The sequence below is a fragment of the Bacteroidota bacterium genome (assembly GCA_016711505.1).
GTDB lineage: Bacteria > Bacteroidota > Bacteroidia > AKYH767-A > 2013-40CM-41-45 > JADKIH01.
This window is the reverse complement of record JADJSV010000020.1, coordinates 252969-279909: the sequence shown is the minus strand read 5'-3', so window position 1 is coordinate 279909 and position 26941 is coordinate 252969. Positions and strand designations below refer to the sequence as shown.

The 26941-nt window shown below is 38.8% G+C and carries 20 protein-coding genes, 5 tRNA genes and 2 pseudogenes; 6 read left to right on the top strand and 21 right to left on the bottom strand.

Annotated elements, in window-relative coordinates:
* Positions 1-25: 25 nt before the first annotated feature.
* Positions 26-310: a hypothetical protein gene (locus tag IPL24_19635; GenBank protein ID MBK8365787.1), complete on the top strand. Its 285-nt coding sequence runs from the start codon at positions 26-28 to the stop codon at positions 308-310.
* An 86-nt stretch (positions 311-396) separates the two neighbouring features.
* Here the strand turns inward: IPL24_19635 and IPL24_19630 are convergent, their stop codons facing one another.
* The 19 genes from IPL24_19630 to IPL24_19540 all read right to left on the bottom strand — a co-directional run bounded on the left by IPL24_19630 (position 397) and on the right by IPL24_19540 (position 18588).
* Positions 397-708 carry a DUF3467 domain-containing protein gene (locus IPL24_19630; protein ID MBK8365786.1) on the bottom strand — a complete coding sequence of 104 codons (312 nt, stop codon included), beginning with the start codon at positions 706-708 and terminating at the stop codon, positions 397-399.
* A gap of 119 nt (positions 709-827) precedes the next feature.
* Positions 828-5117, bottom strand: coding sequence for a DNA-directed RNA polymerase subunit beta' (rpoC, locus tag IPL24_19625; GenBank protein ID MBK8365785.1), 4290 nt, complete (start codon positions 5115-5117; stop codon positions 828-830).
* A 74-nt stretch (positions 5118-5191) separates the two neighbouring features.
* Positions 5192-9007, bottom strand: coding sequence for a DNA-directed RNA polymerase subunit beta (rpoB, locus tag IPL24_19620; protein ID MBK8365784.1), 3816 nt, complete (start codon positions 9005-9007; stop codon positions 5192-5194).
* A 138-nt stretch (positions 9008-9145) separates the two neighbouring features.
* Positions 9146-9520, bottom strand: a complete 375-nt coding sequence (gene rplL / locus IPL24_19615) for a 50S ribosomal protein L7/L12 (GenBank protein MBK8365783.1) — start codon at positions 9518-9520, stop codon at positions 9146-9148.
* A gap of 90 nt (positions 9521-9610) precedes the next feature.
* A complete protein-coding gene (locus IPL24_19610; protein ID MBK8365782.1) occupies positions 9611-10135 on the bottom strand; it encodes a 50S ribosomal protein L10 in 525 nt (174 codons plus the stop codon).
* Between the two features lie 37 nt (positions 10136-10172).
* Positions 10173-10865, bottom strand: coding sequence for a 50S ribosomal protein L1 (locus tag IPL24_19605; protein MBK8365781.1), 693 nt, complete (start codon positions 10863-10865; stop codon positions 10173-10175).
* A 90-nt stretch (positions 10866-10955) separates the two neighbouring features.
* Positions 10956-11396, bottom strand: coding sequence for a 50S ribosomal protein L11 (gene rplK / locus IPL24_19600; protein ID MBK8365780.1), 441 nt, complete (start codon positions 11394-11396; stop codon positions 10956-10958).
* Positions 11397-11549: 153 nt separating this feature from the next.
* Positions 11550-12113, bottom strand: coding sequence for a transcription termination/antitermination factor NusG (gene nusG, locus IPL24_19595; protein MBK8365779.1), 564 nt, complete (start codon positions 12111-12113; stop codon positions 11550-11552).
* Positions 12114-12124: 11 nt separating this feature from the next.
* The gene (gene secE, locus IPL24_19590; protein ID MBK8365778.1) at positions 12125-12319 is read right to left on the bottom strand and encodes a preprotein translocase subunit SecE; all 195 of its coding nucleotides are present in this window, start codon (positions 12317-12319) and stop codon (positions 12125-12127) included.
* Between the two features lie 39 nt (positions 12320-12358).
* Positions 12359-12431: transfer RNA gene (locus IPL24_19585), tRNA-Trp, on the bottom strand.
* 70 nt (positions 12432-12501) lie between these two features.
* Entirely contained in the window at positions 12502-13689 is a 1188-nt protein-coding gene (gene tuf / locus IPL24_19580; GenBank protein MBK8365777.1) for an elongation factor Tu, read from the bottom strand.
* Positions 13690-14009: 320 nt separating this feature from the next.
* A tRNA-Thr gene (locus IPL24_19575) sits at positions 14010-14082 on the bottom strand.
* Positions 14083-14110: 28 nt separating this feature from the next.
* A tRNA-Gly gene (locus IPL24_19570) sits at positions 14111-14183 on the bottom strand.
* Positions 14184-14233: 50 nt separating this feature from the next.
* A tRNA-Tyr gene (locus IPL24_19565) sits at positions 14234-14314 on the bottom strand.
* A gap of 36 nt (positions 14315-14350) precedes the next feature.
* Positions 14351-14427, bottom strand: a tRNA-Thr gene (locus tag IPL24_19560).
* 758 nt (positions 14428-15185) lie between these two features.
* A complete protein-coding gene (gap, locus tag IPL24_19555) occupies positions 15186-16199 on the bottom strand; it encodes a type I glyceraldehyde-3-phosphate dehydrogenase (GenBank protein ID MBK8365776.1) in 1014 nt (337 codons plus the stop codon).
* A 187-nt stretch (positions 16200-16386) separates the two neighbouring features.
* A complete protein-coding gene (gene lipA / locus IPL24_19550) occupies positions 16387-17256 on the bottom strand; it encodes a lipoyl synthase (protein ID MBK8365775.1) in 870 nt (289 codons plus the stop codon).
* A 10-nt stretch (positions 17257-17266) separates the two neighbouring features.
* Positions 17267-18034: a hypothetical protein gene (locus tag IPL24_19545; GenBank protein MBK8365774.1), complete on the bottom strand. Its 768-nt coding sequence runs from the start codon at positions 18032-18034 to the stop codon at positions 17267-17269.
* A 149-nt stretch (positions 18035-18183) separates the two neighbouring features.
* Positions 18184-18588 carry an OsmC family protein gene (locus IPL24_19540; protein ID MBK8365773.1) on the bottom strand — a complete coding sequence of 135 codons (405 nt, stop codon included), beginning with the start codon at positions 18586-18588 and terminating at the stop codon, positions 18184-18186.
* Positions 18589-18999: 411 nt separating this feature from the next.
* Here IPL24_19540 and ung point away from each other — a divergent pair.
* From ung to IPL24_19515, 5 genes and pseudogenes are all read left to right on the top strand, one after another.
* Positions 19000-19730 (top strand): annotated as a pseudogene (ung, locus tag IPL24_19535) (uracil-DNA glycosylase).
* A gap of 10 nt (positions 19731-19740) precedes the next feature.
* A complete protein-coding gene (locus IPL24_19530; GenBank protein ID MBK8365772.1) occupies positions 19741-21513 on the top strand; it encodes a BamA/TamA family outer membrane protein in 1773 nt (590 codons plus the stop codon).
* A 46-nt stretch (positions 21514-21559) separates the two neighbouring features.
* Entirely contained in the window at positions 21560-22585 is a 1026-nt protein-coding gene (hemE, locus tag IPL24_19525) for a uroporphyrinogen decarboxylase (protein MBK8365771.1), read from the top strand.
* 3 nt (positions 22586-22588) lie between these two features.
* Complete coding sequence (locus IPL24_19520) at positions 22589-23899, top strand: MFS transporter (GenBank protein ID MBK8365770.1); 1311 nt, start codon at positions 22589-22591, stop codon at positions 23897-23899.
* A 20-nt stretch (positions 23900-23919) separates the two neighbouring features.
* Positions 23920-24445: pseudogene (locus IPL24_19515) on the top strand ((Fe-S)-binding protein).
* Positions 24446-24449: 4 nt separating this feature from the next.
* Here IPL24_19515 and IPL24_19510 read toward each other — a convergent pair.
* Together IPL24_19510 and purB are read right to left on the bottom strand one after the other, a co-directional pair.
* Complete coding sequence (locus IPL24_19510; GenBank protein ID MBK8365769.1) at positions 24450-25319, bottom strand: glycosyltransferase family 2 protein; 870 nt, start codon at positions 25317-25319, stop codon at positions 24450-24452.
* Positions 25320-25321: 2 nt separating this feature from the next.
* Positions 25322-26665: an adenylosuccinate lyase gene (gene purB / locus IPL24_19505; GenBank protein MBK8365768.1), complete on the bottom strand. Its 1344-nt coding sequence runs from the start codon at positions 26663-26665 to the stop codon at positions 25322-25324.
* Positions 26666-26941 lie beyond the last annotated feature (276 nt).

The window sequence follows — 26941 nt, the reverse complement described above, 5'->3', positions numbered from 1 at the left end:
TTACTCTGACCAACTGCGGAACATCATGGAGCAAACTTATCTTTACTATCCGGCGAGAAAAGTGCACCGTATTTTATCTACTCTTGAAGTAGGTAAGAAAGGATTCCGTGTCGTCTTTTCAGACCCTGAAGAAATGAGTTTGATCTTTCGTAAAGAAAATCTTTTCAAGCGTAAAAAGTTTTTTGAAGTAAAAGTAACCAACACCGACCAAGATAATATTGCCTGCGTTCGTATTTCACAAATCTATACCGACAAACCAAGCAATGATGTGGAAGCGGATCTGATACAGGTAATTCTAAAAGTGTTTTAAGAACTAATAACGAATAGTTGATAACGAATAACGGGCAATCTGGAAAGTACTTTCTAAATTGCCCGTTATTCGTTATTCGTTATTCGTTAAGCTTGCGCTGTCGGTCCACCAAAATTCATCGGCAATCCCATTGATTCAGTTTGCTTAATTGCACCATGAACCGCTTCATACTTTTGAATATTTTCTGCTAATGCAGCCATCAAACGTTTTGCATGTTGTGGTGTAAGTAATATTCTTGATTTTACTTTTGCTTTCGGAACTCCGGGCATCACTTTTACAAAGTCAATTACAAATTCACTTGTGCTGTGTGTTATAATTGCAAGATTGGAATAGATACCATCTGCAATTTCTTCTGTCAGCTCGATATTAAGCTGGTTCTGATTTTGATTTTCGTCCATTGGATTGTTCTTCTTTTATACTACTAAATTACATAAAATATATTCGCCGTCAGATTGACTTGAAAAATAAAAAATCCGCCCCAATGGAGCGGATTTTTATTATTTCGATGAATGAACGATTAATGCTCACTCACTGCTTCTTGTTTTGAAGCCATCAACAGATCATATTCTTCCTGTGATCCAACGATCAAACGATCGTATTCACGCAAGCCTGTACCGGCAGGAATCAAGTGACCAACGATTACGTTCTCTTTCAATCCGAGAAGATCATCGATCTTACCATTCACTGCTGCCTCATTCAATACTTTAGTTGTTTCCTGGAACGATGCCGCAGAAATCCAGCTCTTAGTATGTAATGATGCCTGTGTGATTCCCTGAAGCACCGGTGACGATGTAGAAGGTATTGCATCACGAGCTTCGATAGGCTTAAGATCCTTACGTTTCAATACAGAATTTTCTTCACGCAACTTACGAAGCGTAATGATCTGTCCTGTTTTCATTTCCGCAGAATCACCCGGATCAAGTACTACTACTTTATCCATGATCATATCGTTCTCTTTAATGAAATCTACACGATCAACAAATTCTCTTTCAAGGAACATTGTATCACCCGGATCTTCGATAACAACTTTACGCATCATCTGACGAACGATTACCTCAAAGTGTTTATCATTGATCTTCACACCCTGTAAACGGTAAACTTCCTGCACCTCGTTAACAAGGTACTCCTGAACCATACTTGGTCCTTTGATAGAAAGGATATCGCTTGGAGTGATCGCACCATCTGATAACGGATCACCGGCTTTTGTAAAGTCATTATCCTGTACAAGGATGTGTTTCGAAAGTGGAACAAGATATTTTTTCACTTCACCATCACGTGATGTAATGATCACCTCTCTGTTACCACGTTTGATACCACCATAAGATACAATACCATCGATCTCAGATACTACAGCCGGGTTACTTGGATTACGTGCTTCGAATAATTCCGTTACACGAGGAAGACCACCGGTGATATCACCTGATTTACCTGTAGTACGAGGAATCTTAACCAGGATATCTCCTGACTGAAGTTTTTGTCCTTTGTTAACCATGACGTGAGCACCAACCGGAATGTTATATCCTTTGATCATCTCTTTCTTATCGTCTAAGATGCGGATAACAGGGTTCTTAGTTTTATCACGTGTTTCGATAATCACTTTCTCCTTGTAACCAGTTTGTTCATCGGACTCTTCACGGAAGGTAATACCTTCTTCGATATGTTCGAATTCAACTTTTCCAGGGAACTCAGTTAAGATAACGGCATTGAACGGATCCCAGTCACAAATGACATCACCCTTTTCAACCATTACTTTATCTATCAGATATAACTTCGCTCCATAAGGAATATTTGCAGTCATCAATACAACTCCGGTATTCGGATCAACGATTCTGAATTCACCTGAACGGCCAATTACAACTTCGTAAGTCTTGTTACCATCTTTGAAAGAAACTGTTTTTACTTCTTCTAATTCAAGACGACCACCGAATTTCGCTTTCAATTCTGATTCAGATGCACCTTTCTGAGCAACACCACCGACGTGGAACGTACGGAGTGTAAGCTGTGTTCCCGGCTCACCGATGGACTGTGCGGCAATTACACCAACAGCTTCACCTTTCTGAACCATTCTTCCTGATGCAAGGTTACGGCCATAACATTTAGCACATACTCCTCTTTCTGATTCACACGTCAACACTGAACGGATCTCTACTGTTTCAATAGGAGATTCTTCAATGATCGTTGCTTTTTCTTCTGTGATCTCTTTTCCGTTCTCAACGATCAATTCGTTTGTAAGCGGATGGTAAATATTGTGTAACGAGACACGACCCAAAATACGATCGTACAACGATTCAACAACTTCTTCATTATTCTTAAGTGCTGTCTCAGCAAGACCACGCAATGTTCCACAATCAGTATCAGTAATGATAACGTCCTGTGCAACGTCAACAAGACGACGTGTAAGATAACCAGCGTCAGCAGTCTTAAGAGCTGTATCGGCAAGACCTTTACGTGCACCGTGAGTAGAAATGAAATACTCAAGGATTGAAAGACCTTCCTTAAAGTTAGAAAGGATCGGGTTCTCGATGATCTCTCCACCTGAAGATCCACTCTTCTGAGGCTTGGCCATCAATCCACGCATTCCACCTAACTGACGGATCTGTTCTTTCGAACCACGGGCTCCGGAGTCAAGCATCATGAAGATGGAGTTGAAACCTTGTTTATCTGTTGACAATTGTTTCATCAACGTTTCTGTGATACGTGAACTTGTACGTGTCCAGATATCAATGATCTGATTGTAACGCTCGTTGTAAGTGATGAATCCCATGTTGTAGTTTGCCAACACTTCTTCCACTTCTGCATTTGCTTTACCAACCAATTCCTGTTTAACATCAGGGATCTTAACGTCTTCAAGATTGAACGATAACGCTCCTTTGAAGGCCATTTTAAATCCTAGATCTTTGATATCATCAAGGAACTTCGCTGTCTTAGCAACGCCACATTGTTTCAATACATCACCGATGATATCACGAAGAGCTTTCTTCGTCAACAAAGTATTGATGTAACCGGCTTCTTCAGGAACAACCTGATTGAAGAGGATACGACCAACAGTTGTTTTGATCATCGTAGGTTTGTATCCATCCGGAGTCCATAATTGAATACGCACTTCAATGGCAGCGTGTAATTCAACACGACCTTCGTTCAATGCGATAATTACTTCTTCAGGAGAATAGAACTTCATTCCTTCACCTTTTACAACCCGGTCTGCATCCGTTTTTCTTTCTTTCGTGATGTAGTATAATCCGAGTACCATGTCCTGAGAAGGAACTGTTACCGGAGCACCGTTTGCAGGGTTAAGGATATTATGTGATGCAAGCATCAACATCTGTGCTTCAAGGATAGCCGCATGTCCTAATGGAACGTGAACGGCCATTTGATCACCGTCGAAATCGGCGTTGAAGGCAGTACAAACCAATGGATGTAATTGAATCGCTTTTCCTTCGATCAGTTTAGGCTGGAATGCCTGAATACCTAATCTGTGGAGTGTCGGGGCACGATTCAGAAGAACAGGATGTCCTTTCAGAACGTTCTCTAAGATATCCCACACAAGAGGATCTTTACGGTCAACTATTTTCTTCGCAGATTTCACTGTCTTTACAACACCACGCTCGATCATCTTACGGATGATGAATGGTTTGAAAAGTTCAGCTGCCATATCTTTTGGCAATCCGCATTCGTGTAATTTTAATTCAGGCCCAACGACGATTACAGAACGAGCTGAATAATCGACACGTTTACCTAATAAGTTCTGACGGAAACGACCTTGTTTACCTTTCAATGAATCAGAAAGTGATTTCAAGGCACGGTTAGATTCAGTCTTAACTGCATTCACTTTACGTGAATTGTCAAACAATGAATCGACAGCTTCCTGCAACATACGCTTCTCATTACGAAGGATCACATCCGGCGCTTTGATCTCCAATAATCGTTTCAAACGATTGTTACGGATGATCACACGACGATAAAGATCGTTCAGATCTGAAGTTGCAAAACGACCACCATCCAGAGGAACGAGTGGACGAAGTTCAGGTGGAATTACAGGAACAACTTTTACGATCATCCACTCAGGACGATTTTCAATGTGCTCCACTGCCGAACGGAATGCTTCAACAACATTCAAACGTTTCAATGCTTCGTTCTTACGTTGCTGAGAAGTTTCATTGCTCGCCTGGTGACGAAGGTTATAAGATAATTCATCAAGATTCAATCTTGATAAAAGATCATACAATGCCTCTGCTCCCATCTTAGCGATGAAACGATTCGGATCGTTTTCATCAAGATGCTGATTATCTTTTGGAAGATTTTCAAGAATCGTTAAATATTCATCCTCTGTTAAGAAGTCAAGATAGTTGATTCCATCAGCTGCTTTTACACCTGCCTGAATAACTACATATCTTTCATAATAGATGATCATGTCAAGCTTCTTTGTAGGAAGTCCTAACAGATAACCGATCTTATTCGGCAATGAACGGAAGTACCAGATATGTGCAACGGGAACGGTAAGGGTAATATGACCCATACGCTCACGACGTACTTTTTTCTCTGTTACTTCTACTCCACAACGGTCACAAACAATTCCTTTGTAACGGATGCGTTTATATTTACCGCAATGACACTCCCAGTCTTTTACCGGTCCGAAGATACGCTCACAGAATAATCCGTCGCGCTCCGGTTTGTATGTCCGGTAATTGATGGTTTCAGGTTTCAACACCTCGCCGCTTGACTGCTCCAGAATATTTTCCGGAGAAGAAAGGCTGATGATTATCTTACTGAAATTCGATTTAATTTTTATTTCTTTTCTGCTTGCCATCTGTGTTAATTTTTTGGTTGATGATTAAAATGAATGATGAAAAAGTGTTCAACACTTTATTTTTTCATTCAACCTTATTCAAGTGTTATCTTCAGACAAAGTCCACGAAGTTCATGTAACAATACATTGAATGATTCAGGGATTCCCGGTACCGGAAGATTATCACCTTTAACAATTGCTTCATAAGTTTTCGCACGGCCAATAACATCATCAGACTTCACTGTGAGGATCTCTTGTAGGATATTTGCTGCACCGAATGCTTCGAGTGCCCAAACCTCCATCTCACCGAAACGCTGACCACCGAATTGTGCCTTACCACCCAACGGTTGCTGAGTAATGAGAGAGTATGGTCCGATTGAACGAGCGTGCATCTTATCATCAACCATGTGACCAAGTTTCAACATATAGATCACACCTACTGTTGCAGGTTGATCGAAACGATCACCGGTTCCACCGTCGTATAGATAAGTACTTCCGAATTTAGGAAGATTGGCTTTAGTTACATATTCATCGATCTGCTCAATTGAAGCACCATCAAAGATCGGAGTAGCGAACTTCACTCCTAATCTTAATCCTGCCCAACCTAAGATCGTTTCATAGATCTGTCCAAGGTTCATACGGGAAGGTACACCAAGTGGGTTAAGAACGATATCAACCGGTGTTCCGTCTTCAAGATATGGCATATCTTCATCGCGAACGATTCTGGCTACGATACCTTTATTTCCGTGACGACCGGCCATCTTATCACCAACTTTAAGCTTACGTTTTTTAGCGATATAAACTTTCGCTAACTGAACGATACCCGCAGGTAGTTCATCACCTACTGTTAAAGCAAATTTCTTACGCTTGAACAAACCGGAGATATCATTAAACTTAATAGTATAGTTATGCAGTAATTGCTTGATCTGATCGTTCTTCTCTTTATCAGTTGTCCACTTATCAGCATTAACGTTATCATAGTTAATTTCTGAAAGCATCTTCTGAGTGAACTTCGCACCTTTAGCAATGATCACTTCTTTGAAGATGTCAGTAACACCCTGAGAAGTTTTTCCGCTAACGAGTACGAATAATTTATCGATCAGTTTTTCTTTCAGATCAGCGATCTCAATTTGATATTCTTTATCGAGTTTTTCGATCAGAACTTTCTCATCGTTCTTCTGAGTCTTGTCTTTAGCAACAACACGTGAGAACAAACGCTTGTCGATAACTACACCTTTAACTGAAGGTGGAACTTTCAACGATGCATCTTTCACATCGCCTGCTTTGTCACCAAAGATCGCGCGAAGTAATTTCTCTTCCGGTGAAGGATCAGTTTCTCCTTTTGGAGTGATCTTACCGATTAGGATATCACCTTCTACAACATCAGCACCTACGCGGATCAAACCGTGTTCATCAAGTTCGCGGGTTGCTTCTTCACTTACGTTAGGAATATCAGCAGTCAATTCTTCCATTCCACGTTTTGTATCGCGCACTTCAAGACTGTATTCATCAACGTGAATTGATGTAAAGATATCTTCACGGATAACTCTCTCAGAGATCACGATTGCATCCTCAAAGTTATTTCCTTTCCAAGGCATGAATGCAACCTGTAGGTTACGTCCAAGTGCTAATTCACCATTTTGTGTTGCATAGCCCTCGCAAAGTACCTGACCTTTTTTCACCTTTTGTCCTTTGATGACAATTGGTTTTAAGTTGATACAAGTATTCTGATTTGTTTTCTGGAATTTGATAAGGTTGTATGTCTTCACATCATCTTCGAAGCTCACCAGTTTTTCGTTCTCCTTACGGCTGTAACGAATAGTGATCTCAAGTGCGTCAACATATTCAACCACGCCATCACCTTCTGCATTGATCAATACACGTGAGTCGCGGGCAACCAAACCTTCAAGACCTGTTCCTACGATTGGAGCTTCAGGACGAAGTAATGGTACAGCCTGACGTTGCATGTTCGATCCCATCAGGGCACGATTGGCATCATCATGTTCAAGGAATGGAATCAGTGAAGCGGCGATTGATGCGATCTGATTAGGAGCGACATCCATTAGGTTTACCTTCGATGGTTCAAGAACCGGGAAGTCACCTAATTCACGAGCTTTCACTTTAAGATCGATAAAGTTTCCTTTATCATCGATCTTAGCATTCGCCTGAGCAATTACTTTATTATCTTCTTCTTCTGCTGTCAGATAAATAACTCCTTTTTCAACATCTACTTTTCCTTCCGTAACAGTACGATAAGGAGTTTCAATGAAACCTAGGTTATTGATCTTAGCATAAACGCAAAGTGAGGAGATCAAACCGATGTTCGGACCTTCCGGAGTCTCAATTGTACACAAACGACCGTAGTGGGTATAGTGAACGTCACGAACCTCGAAACCTGCTCTTTCGCGAGAAAGACCGCCGGGCCCAAGTGCAGACAAACGACGCTTGTGAGTGATCTCAGCAAGTGGGTTGGTCTGATCCATGAATTGAGAAAGCTGATTGGTTCCGAAGAATGAATTGATAACCGAAGACAAAGTCTTCGCATTGATCAAATCTGCCGGAGTGAACACTTCATTGTCACGTACGTTCATTCTTTCACGAATAGTACGAGCCATACGTGCAAGTCCGACACCGAACTGAGAATATAATTGTTCTCCAACGGTACGTACACGACGGTTTGACAAGTGATCAATATCATCGACCTCCGCTTTAGAGTTGATCAACTGGATCAACTGGCGAATGATCTCAATGATATCTGATTTGGTAAGGACACGCGTATCTTCTGCGATCTCCAGACCTAATTTTTTATTGATTCTGTAACGACCTACGTCACCAAGATCATATCTTTTATCTGAGAAGAATAACTTGTCGATAATTCCACGAGCTGTTTCTTCATCAGGTGGCTCCGCATTACGAAGCTGACGATAGATATGTTCAACGGCTTCTTTCTCAGAATTCGATGTATCTTTCTGAAGCGTGTTGTAGATGATTGCGTAATCGTTTGTATTCACATCCTCTTTATGGAGGATGATCGACTTGACACCTGATTCGACGATAAGTTCTAAGTGATGATCTTCAACAACGGTTTCACGTTCGATGATCACTTCATTTCTTTCGATAGAAACTACTTCACCAGTATCCTCATCTACGAAATCTTCCACCCATGTTTTCAAAACACGTGCAGCTAGACGGCGATTAAGAGCATTTTTAATTCCGGATTTAGTCACTTTGAATTCATCGGCAAGACCGAAGATCTCAAGGATATCTTTATCCGTTTGGTAGCCAATGGCACGAAGCAAAGTCGTAACCGGGAATTTCTTCTTACGGTCGATGTATGCATACATGACATTGTTGATATCTGTAGCGAATTCGATCCAAGAACCCTTGAATGGAATTACACGAGCAGAATAAAGTTTAGTTCCGTTTGCATGGCGACTTTGTCCGAAGAACACGCCTGGAGAACGGTGAAGCTGAGAAACAACTACACGTTCAGCACCATTGATAACGAATGTACCTTTTGGTGTCATGTACGGAATAGTTCCCAGATACACATCTTGAACGATGGTTTCGAAATCCTCATGCTCAGGATCTGTACAATACAATTTCAACTTAGCTTTCAGCGGAACGCTGTAAGTTAGTCCACGCTCAATACATTCTTCAAGAGAATATCTTGGCGGATCGATAAAGTAATCGAGAAATTCCAGTACGAAATTATTTCTTGAATCAGTGATTGGAAAATTTTCACTGAAAACTTTGTACAAACCTTCTTTTTGTCGGTTGTCGGAAGTGGTTTCAAGCTGGAAAAAATCCTGGAAAGACTTTAGCTGTATATCCAGAAAATCCGGATAATCGATCGATTGTCCGATCGTTGCAAAGCTGATTCTATTTTTTTGAATAAGATTGTTGGACACGGGAGTTTTTTTGATTTAAAGTTAATTTCTAATGGAATTCAACACGTCTGAAGAATCACCTATTAAAAAAGGATATAGACCTTACCCGATTTTTGGTCCGGTAAGGTCTATAAATATTAGCAATTAGCAGCCGATACCTTATTTAACTTCAATCTCAGCTCCTGCTTCTTCTAACTGTTGTTTAATTGAATTTGCTTCTTCTTTAGAAACTCCTTCTTTAACTGCTTTTGGTGCACCATCAACCAGATCTTTAGCTTCTTTCAAGCCTAGACCAGTCATTTCTTTTACAAGCTTAACGATGTTAAGTTTTGCTCCACCCGGTGCTTTTAAGATCACATCAAAAGATGTTTTTTCAGCTGCAGCTTCTCCGCCACCGCCACCACCTGCAGCAACAGCTACAGCAGCAGCAGCAGGCTCGATGCCATACTCATCCTTCAGGATCTTTGCTAGTTCGTTAACTTCTTTAACAGTCAGGTTAACTAACTGATCTGCGAATGCTTTTAAATCTGCCATTTTTATAGAATTTAATTTGTTTGTTTTTTCGTTTGATTTGATTAATTGTTTATTGGGTACTGGAAGCATTAGGGTATTAACAGCTTATCCTTATGCAGGACGCTCAGATAATGTTTTAAGAATTCCTGCAAGTTTACCACCGCTGCTTTTAAGACCGGAGATAACATTTTTAGCAGGAGATTGTAACAGACCGATGATTTCACCGATGAGTTCATTTTTAGATTTGATGTTGGCTAGTGTCTCTAATTGATTGTCGCCTAAGAACACAGCTGTGTCGATATAAGCGCCTTTCAAAATAGGACGGTCACCTTTTTTGCGGAAGTCTTTGATCAGTTTCGCAGGACTGTTTCCAATTTCTGAAAACAACAATGCGCTGGTTCCTTTCAATGCAGCGAACATACCTTCGTATGCATCAGCATTGTTCTTCTCCATTGCTTTGCGGATCAGTTTATTTTTTGCAACCAGCATCTTTACGTCTTTGTTGAAACAAAGGCGGCGAAGGTCATTGATCTTCGATACCGGCAATGCTGATGTATCAGCAATGTATACGTTTGGATATTTATTGAGGAGTTCCGCAATCTCTCCAATGATTACGTCTTTTTCTTCTCTTTTCATTTTTGTAATGTGTTAAATGATTAAACCCTACGGGTGATTAAGAAATTGATTTTGTATCGATCATAACTGAAGGACTCATTGTGCTCGACAGGTATACACTTTTCATGTAAGTTCCTTTCGCAGCAGATGGTTTCAATTTGAGGATCGTGTTGAGTAATTCAGATGCATTCTCTTCAAGTTTTTTAGCATCAAAAGATACTTTTCCAACTGAAGCATGAATACTTCCCTGCTTGTCAACTTTGAAATCAATTTTACCGGCTTTCACTTCTTTAACTGCTTTACCAACATCTGTTGTAACAGTTCCGGTCTTCGGATTCGGCATCAAGTTACGTGGCCCAAGTACTTTACCCAGTTTACCCACTTTACCCATTACACTCGGCATAGTGATCACTACGTCGATGTCTGTCCAGCCTTGTTCAATTTTCTGAATGTAGTCGTCCAATCCAACGAAATCTGCTCCGGCTTCTTTCGCCTCAGCTTCTTTGTCAGGAGTACAAAGTACAAGTACTTTTTTCGTCTTTCCTGTTCCGTGTGGAAGTGTTACAACACCACGAACCATTTGATTGGCTTTCCGTGGATCTACGCCTAAACGAATGCTTAGGTCTACTGATGCATCAAACTTTGTATACGTTACGTCTTTGATGATCTTTGAAGCTTCTGCTAAAGAGTATGACTTTGTCTGGTCAACTTTTGCAATTGCTTGCTTTCTTTTTTTACTGACTTTTGCCATTGAATTAAAGTTTTGAAGTAGTAACGGGTTTGATAGGATCGCCCCCTCCTTCGGTGAGATTCCAGGTCTCTGACCCGGAATTAATATTTTTTATTTCAGAGGACTGTCACCTGTTACAGTAACACCCATACTCCGTGCAGTTCCTGCTACCATGCTCATTGCTGATTCAATTGTGAAACAGTTTAAGTCAGGCATTTTATTTTCAGCTACTGAACGAATTTGTTCCCATGTAACAGATCCAACCTTATTACGGTTTGATTCTTTCGAACCACTTTTGATCTTTGCAAGGTCCATGATCTGAACTGCTGCAGGTGGAGTTTTGATTACAAACTCAAATGATTTATCTGTATAAACAGTGATGATAACCGGAAGAACTTTTCCAGGTTGGTCCTGCGTACGAGCGTTGAACTGCTTGCAGAATTCCATGATGTTTACACCCTTTGCACCTAAAGCCGGTCCGATCGGAGGTGCAGGATTTGCTGCTCCACCTTTTACCTGCAATTTTATGTATGTGCCTATTTCTTTTGCCATTGGAATATTAAATTCTGTATGATGATCGGATCTCTCTTTTCATCAGTACATATTTGTTTAACTGATTATATACCGAAATTGGATCCATCTCTTATGACTTGCGGGGAAGGATTGGAAGCAATCCGCCGATCATGAAGTAATGAATCAATTCATTTACTCTTTTTCTACTTGCATATAGCTAAGTTCAAGTGGAGTTTTTCTTCCAAAGATCTTAACCATTACTTTCAATTTCTTTTTCTCTTCGTTGATCTCTTCAATAACTCCTGAGAAGCTGTTGAATGGACCATCTATTACTTTCACTGTTTCACCAACTACATAAGGAACTGACATTACCGCTTCACTATCGGCCAATTCATCCATTTTACCCAGTATGCGATTTACTTCAGACTGACGTAGCGGAGCAGGTGGTTCGCCTTTGGCACCAAGGAAAGAGATCACACCTGTGATATTTTCAATGATGTGAGGGATCTCACCGGTAAGAGCAGCTTCTACTAATACATATCCGGGAAGGATATTTCTTTCTTTGCTAACTTTCTTTCCGTTTCTGATCTGATAGAACTTTTCAGTCGGTATTAAAACCTGAGCGACATAATCGGTCAGTTTTAAGCGGCTGATCTCAGATTCGATATACTGTTTTACCTTCTTTTCTTTTCCACTGATGGCGCGAACAACATACCATTTGCGAACCAGTTCCTTTTGTGATTGTGCTTCTGCCATGGTAATTGGTATTATCCGATCATTTTATAGAATAGATTCATGATTGCCTGAAACCCGGCGTCCATGAGAAAGATCATTACACCGATGATTACAGTAGAGACCATTACGATGATTACACTGCTTTGCAGTTCTTCACGTGTCGGCCAGCTGACTTTCTCAACCAGTTCAGTATAACTATCTTTTATATAAGCGGTTATTTTGCTCATTTGAAGTTTTTTCGAGCTCCTATGGAGTTCTTGGTTTAGCACGGGTGGAGAGACTCGAACTCCCAGCCAACGGTTTTGGAGACCGCTACTCTACCAATTGAGCTACACCCGTTTACTATTGTTCCTAATTGGCAGTAAACCACAGACGGTTTCCCGCCTGTGGTTTATTGGAATTATTTCAATTATTTAAGTACTTCAGTAACCTGACCTGCACCTACGGTACGACCACCTTCGCGAATCGCGAAACGCAGACCTTTATCCATAGCTACCGGTTGGATCAACACAACAGTAATCGTTACGTTATCACCAGGCATTACCATCTCACGTCCTTCAGGTAGAGTGATCTCACCTGTTACGTCTGTTGTACGCAGGTAAAATTGTGGACGGTATTTGTTGTGGAATGGAGTGTGACGTCCACCTTCTTCTTTTTTCAATACATAGATCTCAGCTTTGAAATCGGTGTGAGGAGTAATTGAACCTGGTTTTGCGACAACCATACCACGACGGATATCAGTTTTCTCAATACCACGTAACAAGATACCTACGTTATCACCAGCTTCTCCACGATCAAGGATCTTACGGAACATCTCAACACCTGTACAAACAGACTTGATAGTTTTTTCCTGCATACCGATGATATCAACCTCATCACCTGTGTTGATCACACCGCGCTCGATACGACCAGTTGCAACTGTACCACGACCTGTGATCGAGAATACATCTTCTACTGGCATAAGGAATGGCTTGTCAACTTCACGTGGAGGAATTGGAATAAATGTATCAACAGCTTCCATTAATTCAAGAATTTTTGGAACCCATTTTTCATCTAAGTTTAATCCACCTAATGCAGAACCACGGATTACCGGAGTTGCAGCACCATCAAATTGATAGAAACTAAGTAGGTCACGGATTTCCATCTCTACTAAGTCAAGTAATTCAGGATCGTCAACCATATCCACTTTGTTCATGAATACAACGATCTTTGGAACACCAACCTGACGAGCAAGAAGGATATGTTCACGAGTTTGTGGCATCGGACCATCAGTCGCAGCCACAACTAAAATAGCACCGTCCATCTGGGCAGCACCTGTAACCATGTTTTTCACATAATCCGCGTGACCTGGACAGTCAACGTGAGCATAGTGACGATTCGCAGTCGCATATTCAACGTGCGCTGTATTGATAGTAATACCACGCTCTTTTTCTTCCGGAGCGTTATCGATTGAATCAAATGAACGAAGCTCGGCCCAACCTTTAGAAGCCAAAACGGTTGTGATGGCTGCTGTTAATGTTGTTTTACCGTGATCAACGTGACCGATAGTCCCAATGTTTACATGGGGCTTGGAACGGTCGAATTTTTCTTTTGCCATTGCAATGAGTTATTAGAGGTTAATGTTTTTTTGAGTTTATTTAAAGTTGTACTTAATATCGTAAAACTGCTGAAGAGGGAAGCTCATTTCCACAGTATCCGGTATCCTATTCATTTCTCCCGGCAAAAAGATCTTACAAACTATTTACCGAAAATATATTAAGAATCCGTCGAGATCGCTCTATCAGGATTTTAATTCTGTTTAAGATAGCAGGAGTAAATTTGAATTACGTCCGGAAAATCCTTTTGTAATTACCGGATCCTGCACTAAAATATCAGCGATCAGTAGTTAAATACCTTTCACATTCTGTTCAAACCCTGAGCCAATGACCAGGATCGAACTGGTGACCTCATCCTTACCATGGATGTGCTCTACCGACTGAGCTACATTGGCTTGTAGTCAAAGCCAACAGAGACTTTTGAGCGGAAGACCGGGCTCGAACCGGCCACCCTCAGCTTGGAAGGCTGATGCTCTACCAAATGAGCTACTTCCGCTTGTTGTTTAAATCCAATCAGTTGCCTGATCAAACCCAAACATTTCAGAGTGGGGAGAGAAGGATTCGAACCTTCGAAGCTTTCGCAACGGATTTACAGTCCGTCCCATTTGGCCACTCTGGTATCTCCCCTTCTCAATGGTCCTAAAACCAGTGCTGATAAAGAACTGGAGCCGATGGAGGGATTCGAACCCCCGACCCACTGATTACAAATCAGTAGCTCTGGCCAACTGAGCTACATCGGCAAATTTAATTTCAATGAACAATTCTTGTCCCCCTTAAAATTTGGGATTGCAAATGTAGATAATCGAATTCAAAATACAAATTTTCTTGAAAAAAAAATTAAAAAAAAGCAATAAAAAAGGTCTCGTTGGAGAGACCTTGGATTTGTTTTAACGTAAACTTTTGCTAGTCAGCACTCAGGCTATCACTTTAGCAAGCGGATAACGCTTTTTCCACATCTTAAATGCGGCCATACTGTGAACAACCATGAGGGTTTTATGATCTAATTGCACTTTAATGCGGGTTACTGCATCGGCAACGGGTTGTTGTACTGACTTGATTTTGCGTTTTGAATTGTTAATCATAACTAGATAATTTTTGAATACTAAATTGAATTCATCTGAACAAAGCCTCCCAAATACTGTACCATTCGGAAAAGTAGGGCTGCTGAATTCATTGATCTATTACTAAACAACTCTACTATACTTTCTGTTCAAATAAACGATTAATAAGAATCTAAATTGTTTAATTTTATATTAATTCTTTAATAAAATTCTTTAATCCTGATTTTTGAGGGAATAATCAACATTAATTTTCGACCAAACTTGGTATATTTAAATATACGAATGAAATTAATCTTCCGGATTTGATATTAACCGATAAACCGATAATCAGTAAAAATGAATAAAATTCGTGGTATTCAGCTTAGCTTAAGCAAGATAAGCGTCTGTTCGATATAAACAAATCCAAAATAGAAAAAGAAAAAGATTTTCTAATACGACTATTTGTCTATCATTTTTCCAACTTTTTCAGCCAATTCGACAAGTCGGTTGCTGTATCCTGCCTCATTATCATACCAGCCCACAACTTTTACCATTTTATCAAGTACAGTAGTTAATTGCGAATCAAAAATGCATGAATTAGGGTTGCCGACAATATCTATCGAAACGATCGGATCTTCGGTATACTCCATGATTCCTTTCATCTCACCTTCCGCATACTTTTTAAAAGTGGAATTGATCAATTCCAGCGTAACTTTCTTTTTAAGAATACATGTAATATCAGTCAGTGATCCATCAGGTGCCGGAATCCGGATACCTGCTCCACCAAGTTTACCATTCAGGTGCGGTAAAACATCTCCTAATGCTTTTGCAGCACCTGTTGTTGTGGGAATAATTGAAACTGCTGCTGCACGTGCACGACGAAGATCTTTGTGTGGTGCATCATGAATATTCTGATCTCCGGTATACGAATGGACAGTTGTAACAAATGCATTCTCTACTTCCCATAGCGAATCAAGGATCTTAAGCATCGGTGCTGCATTGTTTGTTGTACAACTTGCATTCGAAATGATAATGTCCTGCGCAGTCAGTATCTCATCATTTACACCCAATACAATTGTCTTGATATCACTTTTTCCTTTTGTAGGTCCTGAAATAATTACCCGCTTCGCTCCTGCTTTGATATGCTGCTCCGCTCCTTCTTTATTCGTAAAATGACCGGTACATTCTAATACTATATCCACTCCTAATTTACTCCATGGAAGATCACCCGGATTTTTTTCTGAATAAACAGGAATTTTATTCCCATCAATTATAATTGTCTTTTCTTCTGAAGAAACTGTCCCTTTGTACTTACGATGAATTGAATCATACTTGAAAAGATGAGCCAATGTCGCAGCATCAGCAAGGTCATTGATCGCTACTAATTCCAGATTACTGTTCTGTAAAAGTACTCTCGTAGAAATTCTTCCAATTCTTCCAAAACCGTTGATAGCAATTTTTATTCGTTTCATTTTTTAGTAGGTAGTAAATGGTGAGTAGTAAGTGGCGAGTAACACTGCATAGATAACTGGAGAGACTTAACCTAACTGGAAAATTCAAACTCCCGGCTTTCATTTTTCGTTCCGATAGCTATCGGGATTCATTCTTCATTCTTCATTCTTAACTATTCACGGTTCATTATTAGTTCTTAATTATTCGTTACAAAAGGTGTTTCTCCGCATGATAACTCGACCGAACCAAAGGTCCACTCTCCACATAACGGAAACCCATTTTTATCCCGGCTTCTTTTAGTTCTGCAAAAAGATCAGGATGTATAAATTCATTCACTGGTAAATGATCTTTTGTTGGCTGCAGATATTGTCCCAGCGTGAGAATCGAAACATCTGAATTTCGCAGATCCTGCATTGCTTCAAGAACTTCTTCTTTTGTTTCTCCCAAGCCTAACATTATTCCGGATTTTGCCGCAACCCCGGATGCTGCTATTCTTTTTAATACTTCAAGACTCCGGTCATACTTAGCTTGCACGCGAACTAGCTTCGTTAATCTGCGAACTGTTTCCAGATTATGCGAGATAACTTCCGGTCTTTCATCGATCACTCTCTGAAGATTTTCCCATATACCCTGAAAATCCGGAATCAGAGTTTCCATCGTTGTTCCCGGTGAAAGCTCTCTGATCTTTCTGATCGTTTCTACCCACACGTTCGAGCCACCGTCTTTAAGATCATCGCGATCAACTGATGTGACAACACAATGCTTAACACTCATTAGTTTTACCGACTTGGCAACACGGAGAGGTTCAAATGGATCTACGGCTTCAGGACGACCGGTTGCAACAGAACAAAAACCACAACTTCTTGTGCACACATTTCCGAGGATCATGAAAGTCGCTGTTCCTGCACCCCAACATTCGCCCATATTAGGACAGTTACCACTTTGACAAATGGTATGTAATTTATGTTCGCTGACAATATTTCTAACCTTGGTGAACTCTTCTCCAATGGGAAGTTTCACTTTTAACCACGACGGTTTAGAAGGTTTACTTTGTGCTGTTGAATTCTCTTGAATCATATTCTATCTCTTACCACTTTCCACCCCACACTAATGTAAGGTATAAGTTTAAGAGTACTTTATTGTTAAAAATTCCCTGTGTAGGGTTTTGAGACATAATTGGTATTGCTGTAGGATGAGCATCTGCTACAACCCCAACTTCTATTGCAGTAATTTTATCATGCCATCCGGCATACTCAAATGAAAATCCAAATTTACCATAAGCTCCCGGATATAATTTCAATTGATCGAAGCCTTCAAAATAAGGACCGGGTCCATAGATATATGTAGGTAATTGCATAAGCGGATCGTTTGGATCATACTTCCTTGTTACCACATATGGTATAGAATCTGATGTAACAATTACATCCAGAAAAACGGGCTTCGTTATTCCAAGAGAAAATCCGATGTAATAATTGTATCTGACTTCAACTCCACTTCTTTCACCTTTGCTGAAAATAATATTTTGTCTGCCATATCCGCCTCGGAGCATATATGCGAAATTCAACTTGCCATAAAAAAATGGTTTTGAATTATCGAAATAAGGATTTGCTAATTTATATTGCTTAGGATGACGCATAGAAACAAATTCTATATCAAGCATGTCTTTCTTATAACCTGTCCTGTGCCAACCCTTTTTAAAATTCAATCCGAAACCATTTGAATGAATTGTCAGACCGCCTTCAGCTTCTCTTCTATAAAGTACGGGAATGTCTTCTTTGTAAGTAATATTATCTTCCGTCTGCGCAGATACTGACAGATGGTTCATAAACAGAAAAATGAAAAGCAGACGTCTCATAGAGTTCTACAAAAATAGCATTTTTTTATTTAAAAGTTATAAAATGGGGTATTTGATAGTTTGGTGACAGTCCTTCGCTTAATTAATAGCTTTACTCTTAAACTCTTTTTACACCATTCGTTTAAGTTTACGTTTAAGCGATATGTAAGTTAAAAACTAAAGGTAACAGTTTGTTTGAGGTCGGGATGTAAGCTCAAAGCTACCGGACATGTATGCGCCGCATTGGTAAGAATGGCCTTCTGTTTATCTGTGTATGAAAAATTACCCATATCAAATTCAACTACTATTTCTCCAACTCTTCTTGGATTTGCCACCATGATCTTAGTGACTTTACATGAAATATTTTCGAAAGGTATATCATGAGTTCTTGCCGCAATTCCCATTATTGTTAACATACAACTTGATAAAGAGGCTGTCATCAGGTCACTGGGCGAAAATGCTTCTCCTTTTCCTTGATTGTCCAGAGGTGCATCAGTAATCACTTTTTGACCCGACTTTACATGTTCTGCTTCAGTCCTAAGTCCACCCAGGTATTTTGTACGAATTGTTTCCACTAATTGCTTCTTTGAAATTTTTGTAAAAATAAAAAAAGCGAATCGGTTTTGACGATTCGCTTTGGGATTTCTTTTTAGCAGAAGAATTAACCTCTGATCTCAGAATGATGGCGCGGTTTCCCGATTTGTCCATAAGCAGGACATTTTTCATGTGATTTGCATGATGCAAATAACAGGGTTACTGCAGCTAATACTAGGGAAATACGTGCTATTTTTTTCATCTTTTAAGTTGTTGCCTTTATTCCAACGCAATATACGTTAGTATGTTTTACGAAATTTAAAGTTCTGCAAAATTATCAATTTTCGAATATGTTGAAAATTAAGTTTTCAACAAAGATAATCTACCCATACCATTACATTTCTTTAATTTTATTACAATTCTTACCGTCCATCTTAGTAATTTCACCACCTATGAGTACTATTGATCCGAAATTACACGAAAGCTGGAAAAATGTCCTTTCTGAGGAATTTTCAAAACCTTATTTTAAATCACTAAAGACATTTCTAGAAGAAGAAAGGAAATCAGGTCAGATTATTTACCCTCCCGGACCATTGATCTTTTCCGCTTTGGATTCAACCCCATTTGATGAAGTTAAGGTGATTATTCTGGGACAGGATCCATACCATAACCCGGGACAGGCAGAAGGTCTTTCTTTTTCGGTTCCAAAAGGTCAAAAACTTCCACCCAGTCTGCAGAATATTTTCAAAGAACTTAAAACAGATCTTGGTATTGAAACTCCTAATCATGGAAATTTAAAAAGTGGGCAAAGCAAGGAGTTCTTCTTCTGAATGCAACTTTGACAGTAAGAGAAAATCAACCGGGTTCGCATCAGAAAAAAGGATGGGAAAATTTTACGGATAGTATTATCCGTGAACTTTCATTCAGAAAAAACGGACTGATTTTTATTCTCTGGGGAAAATATGCTCAAGCAAAGATAAATCTGATCGATACTACAAAGCATTTCATTCTGCAAGCTCCGCATCCTTCACCATTTTCAGTTGAAAGAGGATTTTATGGCTGCAAACATTTTTCAAAAACAAATGAACTTCTTACTGAACAAGGACTAACTCCTATTGACTGGAATACATCTTCAGACGAATTCAATGTATTGCTTTCCGATTCGTTATGTAATCCGAACTAAAACCAAGCAGGTGCCGGGTAAAAATAATATTTTATTAAAATTTTTTCTGTTTCTGATGATCATTTCATACAGCAAAAGTTCCATTGCACAGATTAAAAAAAATGTCAGATTTGAATTGAATGATACAACGAACACAACATTATTCAATGAAGAACTAAATTCATTTGATCTGTCAAAAAAATATACTGACACTCTACAACTAAAGGAAGACATCGGACAATTTGTCGAGAAAATCCGTTCACACGGATTTCTGGCTGCTTCATGTGATAGTATAATTACAAAAGAAGAATCAATATTGATTTATTTTTTTCTTGGAGAAAGATATTTGTGGACTAATGTCAATCCCGTGAATATTGATGAATCATTTTTATCCGGCACAGGAATAAAAAACAAAAAGAAGAAAAGTATTCCATTCAATTATGTGAAGATAAGTTCATGGATGGAAACAATTTTGAAAAATTGCGAAAACAATGGCTATCCTTTTGCCAATGTGAGATTAACCAATGTACAACAAGTAAACAATGAATATGCTGCTGATCTCGAATTAAACAAAAACAAACTCGTCAGGATCGATAGTATTATCATAAAAGGAAATGCAACAATTGCTCCTGTATATATCTATAATTATATTGACATTAAAGAAGGATCGATTTATGATGAATCAAAACTGATCAGGATTTCAACCAGACTAAAAGAACTTGCTTTTGTAACAGAACTGAAACCAAATCAGCTCTTATTCACGGAAAATATTACTAAGCTCTACATCTATCTGGATAATAAAAAAGCAAGTCAGTTTGATGGTGTCATTGGTTTTTTACCTGATGAAAACAATGAAGGGAAATTAAATCTCACCGGCGAGGTTCATCTTAAACTTCAGAACTCCTTGCAGCGAGGCGAAGTAATTGAATTTAACTGGAAGCAATTACCCAACAAAACGCAGGATCTGAAGATCCATTTACTTTATCCTTTCTTATTAAATACACCATTTGGTATAGATGGAAATTTATCAATTTACCGGAGAGATTCTACCTATACTGACGTGATCAAAAATTTAGGGATTCAATATTCTATTTCGGGAAATAATTATTTAAAAGCATTTATTAACGACAAGCAAAGCGACCTTCAATCTTCAAAGGGCCTTGAAAATATTACTGTCCTTCCCGATTATGCTGACATTTCAATCCTAAGTTACGGTGCAACATTTCATTTTGAAAAACTTGACTACAGATTGAATCCAAAGAAAGGTTATGCTGTTGAATTCACGGGAAGCACAGGAAACAGAAAAATAAAAAAGAACACAGATATAAATCCAATCGCATACGACAGTTTGAAATTGCAAAGCGTGACGTATGAAGGAGCTATTTCTGCGGATTTCTATTTATCACTTGGTGGGAAAAGTGTTCTGAATCTCGGGACAAAATCAGGCATTGTGTATAATGACAGGTTATTCACAAATGAACTCTTCCGTATCGGCGGATTAAAATCTCTGCGAGGATTTGATGAAGAGTCCATCTATGCGAGCACCTTTTCCATTGGCAAAATTGAATACAGATTTTTACTTGAGCAAAACTCCTTTCTCTTCGCTTTCATTAATGGCGCCTACTATGAAAACAAAAGCCGCAACTTCAATTTGAAAGACACACCATTCGGCTTCGGTGCCGGAATGAATTTTGAAACCCGGATCGGAATTATGTCCATCAGTTATGCCTTAGGAAAACAATTCAGTAATCCGGTATATTTTAGAAATGCTAAGGTACATTTTGGGATTGTCAACTACTTTTAAAATTAATAATGAATAATTAATTCCATTTATTGTTACTTTTGGGCCGATGAAATTACAAAACGATTTATTACTTCGTGCAGCAAGAGGAGAAAAGACTGAACGGACTCCGATATGGTTAATGCGTCAGGCAGGAAGGATTTTACCGGAATACAGAGTGGTGCGGGAAAGTTGCGGAGGATTTAAACAATTAGTTGAAACACCTGAACTTGCATCTGAAGTTTCAATACAACCTGTTGACATTTTAGGTGTTGACGCTGCAATAATTTTTTCAGACATACTTGTCATTCCTGAAGCAATGGGTTTATCATATCAAATGGTTGAAAGCAAAGGCCCTTGGTTTGAAAAGACTATTGAGAATTCAAGTGATATCGACAAACTGAAAATTGCAGAAGCCAGCGACATTCAATATACAACAGATGCTATTAGTCTGACGAAAAAAACTCTGAATGGCCGCGTTCCCGTAATCGGATTTGCCGGAGCTCCATGGACTATTCTATCTTACATGATAGAAGGCAAAGGAAGTAAGACTTTCAGCAAAGCAAAAAAGTTTCTTTATACAGAGCCAAAACTCGCACATAAGCTTCTTGACAAAATTACAAAGAGCACTATCAATTATCTGAAAGGTCAGATAAGTGCCGGCGCTGATATTGTACAGGTCTTTGATTCATGGGCAGGTGTGCTTTCTCCCGAACAATACAGCGAATTTTCATCGCGGTATATTTCTGAGATTTCTGATTCAATCAAAGAAGTTCCTGTCATTGTTTTCGCTAAAGGTGCGTACTTTGCCCGCGAAGAATTCAGCAAAAGTTCCTGTTCAGTGATCGGTTTGGATTGGAATATGAATATTGAAGAATCCAGAAAAATTATCGGTCCCGGAAAAACTCTTCAGGGAAATATGGATCCGTGTTTACTCTATTCTGATCTCGAGACTATTAAAGCAGAGACTATAAAAATGCTGAAGGCTTTTGGTCCGGACAGACATATTGCCAATCTGGGACATGGATTGTATCCTGATACTGAAAAAGACAAAGTAAAATTCTATATTGACACGGTAAAAAAATTCAGATTTTAGTCGATGATCAAAGGAGATAAAAAAACAATCAATGCATGGGCCATTTATGATTGGGCAAATTCATCGTATTCTTTAGTTATCTCCTCTGCTCTCTTTCCAATCTATTTCCATGCAATTACCACTACTGAGAGTTCAAGTAATGTGAAATTCCTGGGGCATGTCTGGAATAGCGAATCATTACAACTTTACTGCATCTCCCTCGCTTTTCTTTTTATAGCTGCTCTCAATCCGATCTTATCTTCCATTGCAGATGTCAGTGGCAGAAAAAAAAGATTCATGTACTTCTTCAGTACATTAGGAGCTATTTCCTGCGCATCACTCTTTTTCTTTGATTCATTGAATACTCTTTGGGTCGGCATTGTCGGATCGATTCTGGCTGCAATCGGGTATGCAGGTAGTATTGTTTTTTACAATGCATTTCTTCCTGAGATTGCGGAGGAAAAGGATCAGGATAAAGTTAGCGCAAAAGGATTTGCATTAGGATATTTAGGAAGTTCATTGCTTCTGATCTTTTCATTGACAATGATATTATTTCCGCAATGGTATGGAAATATCAGTTCCGGATTAGCTACACGTCTGGCTTTTGTATTAGTTGGTATCTGGTGGTTTGTGTTTGCACAATACACTTTCTCAAAATTAAAAGATAGTAAAGCTTCTAATGAAGCTAAAGAACATTATATTTTCAATGGTTATCTGGAATTAAAAAAAGTGTGGAAAGAATTGAAAAACTCATCCCTGCTCCCATCCTATCTCGTCTCCTTCTTCTTTTTTAATATGGGTGTACAGACAGTAATGTATGCTGCATCATTGTTCGGACAATCAGAACTTCATCTTGATTCATCGGTACTGATCATGATCATTCTGATTATTCAATTCGTAGCAATCTTTGGAGCTTTTGTTTTCAGTTCCTTGTCAAAAAGGTATGGTAATTTAATAGCACTTTCCATTGCAATAATTATCTGGGTCTTTGTCTGTGTAGGAGCATTTCTATGTAATAAAGAATACGGAGTAGATGAGAAAACAATGTTCATGGGACTTGCTGCCGTTGTTGGATTTGTAATGGGCGGAATTCAGTCATTGGCACGGTCAACTTATTCTAAGATGCTTCCGGAAACATTAGATCATGCTTCATATTTCAGTTTTTATGATGTATGTGATAAACTTGGAACAGTAATCGGTACTTTTGCATTTGGTCTCATAAATGAAATTACAGGAAGTATGCGAAGCAGTATCATTGTTCTCGCCATCTTCTTTATTATCGGATTGATATTATTATTCCGTGTCAGAAGAATTAAATCCGAAGTATCAGTTTAGTTTAATCTTAATCAGAAATTATGTTAGTCGATATATTTATTCCTTGTTTCATTGATCAGATGTTTCCGCAAACAGCGTTTAACATGATCAAGGTACTTGAGAAAGTTGGATGCACTGTCAATTATAATCCCAATCAAACTTGTTGCGGGCAGCCTGCCTTTAATGGCGGATATTGGGATCAATGTAAAGAAGTGGGTGAAAAATTCATTCATGACTTCCCGAATGACAGATACATCGTTTCTCCTTCGGCATCTTGTGTAGGCATGGTTAAAAATTATTATCCGGAATTATTTCACAATACAGTTTTGCATAATGAATATAAAACTGTACAAAAAAACATTTTTGAGCTGAGTGACTTTTTAGTGAATATCCTTAAAGTAACCGATGTCGGTGCAAAGCTTGACGGAATTTGCTGAATCAACTCAGGCAGAAATTATGATCTCAACAGATGTTTCATGTTTAATGCACTTAGATGGTTACATCAAAAAAGAAGGCAAGAAACTGAAAGTAATGCATCTTGCAGATGTACTCGCATCAGGCTGGTAAAAAATTAAATCAGCTTGTAATTTTTATATTCACCGATTCTCCAACCGGTCATTTTTTCCAATGACAATTTAAACTTCGATTTGAAAGACAGTTTCTTTTGAGTCGGATCAAAATCAAATTTCCAGTTAGACGACAATATTCTTTTTTCCATTACTACCGGATGAGTCCCATTAAAATGAGCAAGTGAGTCTATTTGAGAGTAGTCAAACTTTTCAGCCGGAATAATATTTTTCTCAACCCATTCATCATTGTGCCAGAGCTTATGGAAATATTTAAGCTTCTCCATTTGCTTTTCAGGAGGTTTGACCCAGCCATAGTGATAAACAAATGCATCAACTGCTTTCACTTTTAAAGGGCGGCCATTCTTTTGAAAACCCTGGGCATCACGAAAAGAATAGATCTTAGAATCTTTTCTGATTATACGCACTTCTTTTCTGTACCACTTAGTTGAATCACCTATAAAATCGTAGCTGCCATAGAAATGTGTGTAGTTCAAAAGCAAGCCTTCAACCTTAACATCATACTTATACAATTCCATAGCATCATGAATCGTCTGATGATATTTTTCATGAATCACTTCATCACCTTGAATATAAAAAGCCCAGGTTGTATCGTCAGGCAGATATTGCATTGCCTTGTTTGTTTCTTCTGCTAAAACCTTTCCTCCTTCTCTTAGTGAATCGTCCCAAACGCTATCATAGATCCTGATCTTATCGGAACCAATTCGTTCAATCAGGTTTCTTGTATTATCATCCGAATTCCCAACAAGCACTATGAATTCATTACACATTGGCAATACAGAAGTGATCGCTTCAACGATTGGGTAGTCGAATCGCACTGCATTACGAATGAATGTAAATCCGCAGACTTTCATTGTTAAATTCCGGTATAATTTGATGGAGAAATGGCAAGCAATTCTTTTTTTATAGAATCTGATACAGCTAAAGAATTAATGAACTGATGCATGACTTTCTGATCCACTACTGAATTAGTTCTTGTCAACTCTTTCAATTGCTCATAAGGGTTTTCAAAATTCTCCCGACGCAAAATAGTTTGTATTGCTTCTGCAACAACTGTCCAGTTTGCTTCCAGATCTTTTTCAAGAGCTGATTTATTCAGGATAAGTTTATTCGCACCTTTCAGAAATGATTTCAATGCAATTAATGTATGTGAAAAAGGGACACCAACATTTCTGAGTACAGTTGAATCTGTCAGATCACGTTGAAGTCTTGAGATCGGCAACTTTGCCGACAAATGTTCAAACAGAGAATTTGCAATTCCAAGATTCCCTTCTGAATTTTCGAAATCTATCGGATTAACTTTATGCGGCATCGCTGATGATCCTATTTCACCGGCTTTGATCTGCTGTTTAAAGTAATCCATTGAAATATATGTCCAGATATCTCTGTTAAGATCGATCAGGATATTGTTGATCCGTTTTATTACATCAAACAATGCGCACAGCTGATCATAATGTTCAATTTGTGTAGTGTATTGTTGTCTTTGAAGCGACAATTTCTCAAAGCAAAATTTATTTGCAAAAGCCATCCAGTCAATTTCGGGATAAGCTACATGATGAGCATTGAAATTTCCAGTTGCTCCACCGAACGTTGCAGAGAAAGGAATAACAGATAATTGCGAAAGTTGATTTGCAATTCTTTCGATGAATACCAGAAACTCTTTCCCTAAACGTGTAGGAGATGCCGGTTGACCATGTGTTCGTGACAGCATTGGCACCTTACTCCACTCTTCACTGAATAACGTCAACTTTTGAAGTACTTCACGCATTTTCGGCAAATATACTTTTGAAACTGCATCTTTAATTGCTAATGGGAATGCTGTATTATTGATATCCTGTGATGTAAGACCAAAATGTACGAACTCTTTGAAATCGCCATAGCCAAATTCAACTAATTTGTCTTTCAAAAAATACTCAAGTGCCTTAACATCGTGATTCGTTATTTTCTCACGTACTTTTATATTTTCTGCATCTGCATCGGTGAAATTTCTGTAGACATCCCGCAATTTCTCGAAGCCCTCTGATGGTGCATTTTTCAATTGCGGCAACGGTAACTGACATAATGAAATAAAATATTCAACTTCAACTATCAGTCTGTAACGCATTAATGCAGCTTCAGAAAAGTAAGCAGACATTTCTTCAGTCTGATTCCGATACCGGCCGTCGATCGGAGATATTGAATTTAGAGGATTGCTTTCCATTATTGGCTTAGAATAAAGTGCGAATTTAAGACGATTTTAAGATATTCTTTTATGAATTACTTTATTATTTGTATTTTTCTTCAACATTTTCAATAAAGGGCAATCCAATGAAATTCAGCCTATATTAAAATACTATATTTGGAAATCAGAAGCTTTTTAATCAAAACTCAATCAACACCCCATGCAGGACACTTCTTTTAAAGAATTAAGTTATGAAAAACATTCTGAATTCTACAAAGACCTGAATAGTGAAGCGCAGCTAAAAAAAACATCAAA

Coding starts and splice junctions, on each gene's coding strand:
- gap (MBK8365776.1), bottom strand. CDS start 16,199: ATGAAACGAATAAAAATTGCTATCAACGGTTTTGGAAGAATTGGAAGA.
- IPL24_19605 (MBK8365781.1), bottom strand. CDS start 10,865: ATGGCAAAAGTCAGTAAAAAAAGAAAGCAAGCAATTGCAAAAGTTGAC.
- rpoC (MBK8365785.1), bottom strand. CDS start 5,117: ATGGCAAGCAGAAAAGAAATAAAAATTAAATCGAATTTCAGTAAGATA.
- IPL24_19510 (MBK8365769.1), bottom strand. CDS start 25,319: ATGAAAGTCTGCGGATTTACATTCATTCGTAATGCAGTGCGATTCGAC.
- nusG (MBK8365779.1), bottom strand. CDS start 12,113: ATGGCAGAAGCACAATCACAAAAGGAACTGGTTCGCAAATGGTATGTT.
- IPL24_19610 (MBK8365782.1), bottom strand. CDS start 10,135: ATGAAAAGAGAAGAAAAAGACGTAATCATTGGAGAGATTGCGGAACTC.
- rplK (MBK8365780.1), bottom strand. CDS start 11,396: ATGGCAAAAGAAATAGGCACATACATAAAATTGCAGGTAAAAGGTGGA.
- lipA (MBK8365775.1), bottom strand. CDS start 17,256: ATGATTCAAGAGAATTCAACAGCACAAAGTAAACCTTCTAAACCGTCG.
- IPL24_19520 (MBK8365770.1), top strand. CDS start 22,589: ATGATCAAAGGAGATAAAAAAACAATCAATGCATGGGCCATTTATGAT.
- IPL24_19630 (MBK8365786.1), bottom strand. CDS start 708: ATGGACGAAAATCAAAATCAGAACCAGCTTAATATCGAGCTGACAGAA.
- hemE (MBK8365771.1), top strand. CDS start 21,560: ATGAAATTACAAAACGATTTATTACTTCGTGCAGCAAGAGGAGAAAAG.
- IPL24_19545 (MBK8365774.1), bottom strand. CDS start 18,034: ATGAGACGTCTGCTTTTCATTTTTCTGTTTATGAACCATCTGTCAGTA.
- purB (MBK8365768.1), bottom strand. CDS start 26,665: ATGGAAAGCAATCCTCTAAATTCAATATCTCCGATCGACGGCCGGTAT.
- secE (MBK8365778.1), bottom strand. CDS start 12,319: ATGAGCAAAATAACCGCTTATATAAAAGATAGTTATACTGAACTGGTT.
- rplL (MBK8365783.1), bottom strand. CDS start 9,520: ATGGCAGATTTAAAAGCATTCGCAGATCAGTTAGTTAACCTGACTGTT.
- tuf (MBK8365777.1), bottom strand. CDS start 13,689: ATGGCAAAAGAAAAATTCGACCGTTCCAAGCCCCATGTAAACATTGGG.
- IPL24_19635 (MBK8365787.1), top strand. CDS start 26: ATGGAGCAAACTTATCTTTACTATCCGGCGAGAAAAGTGCACCGTATT.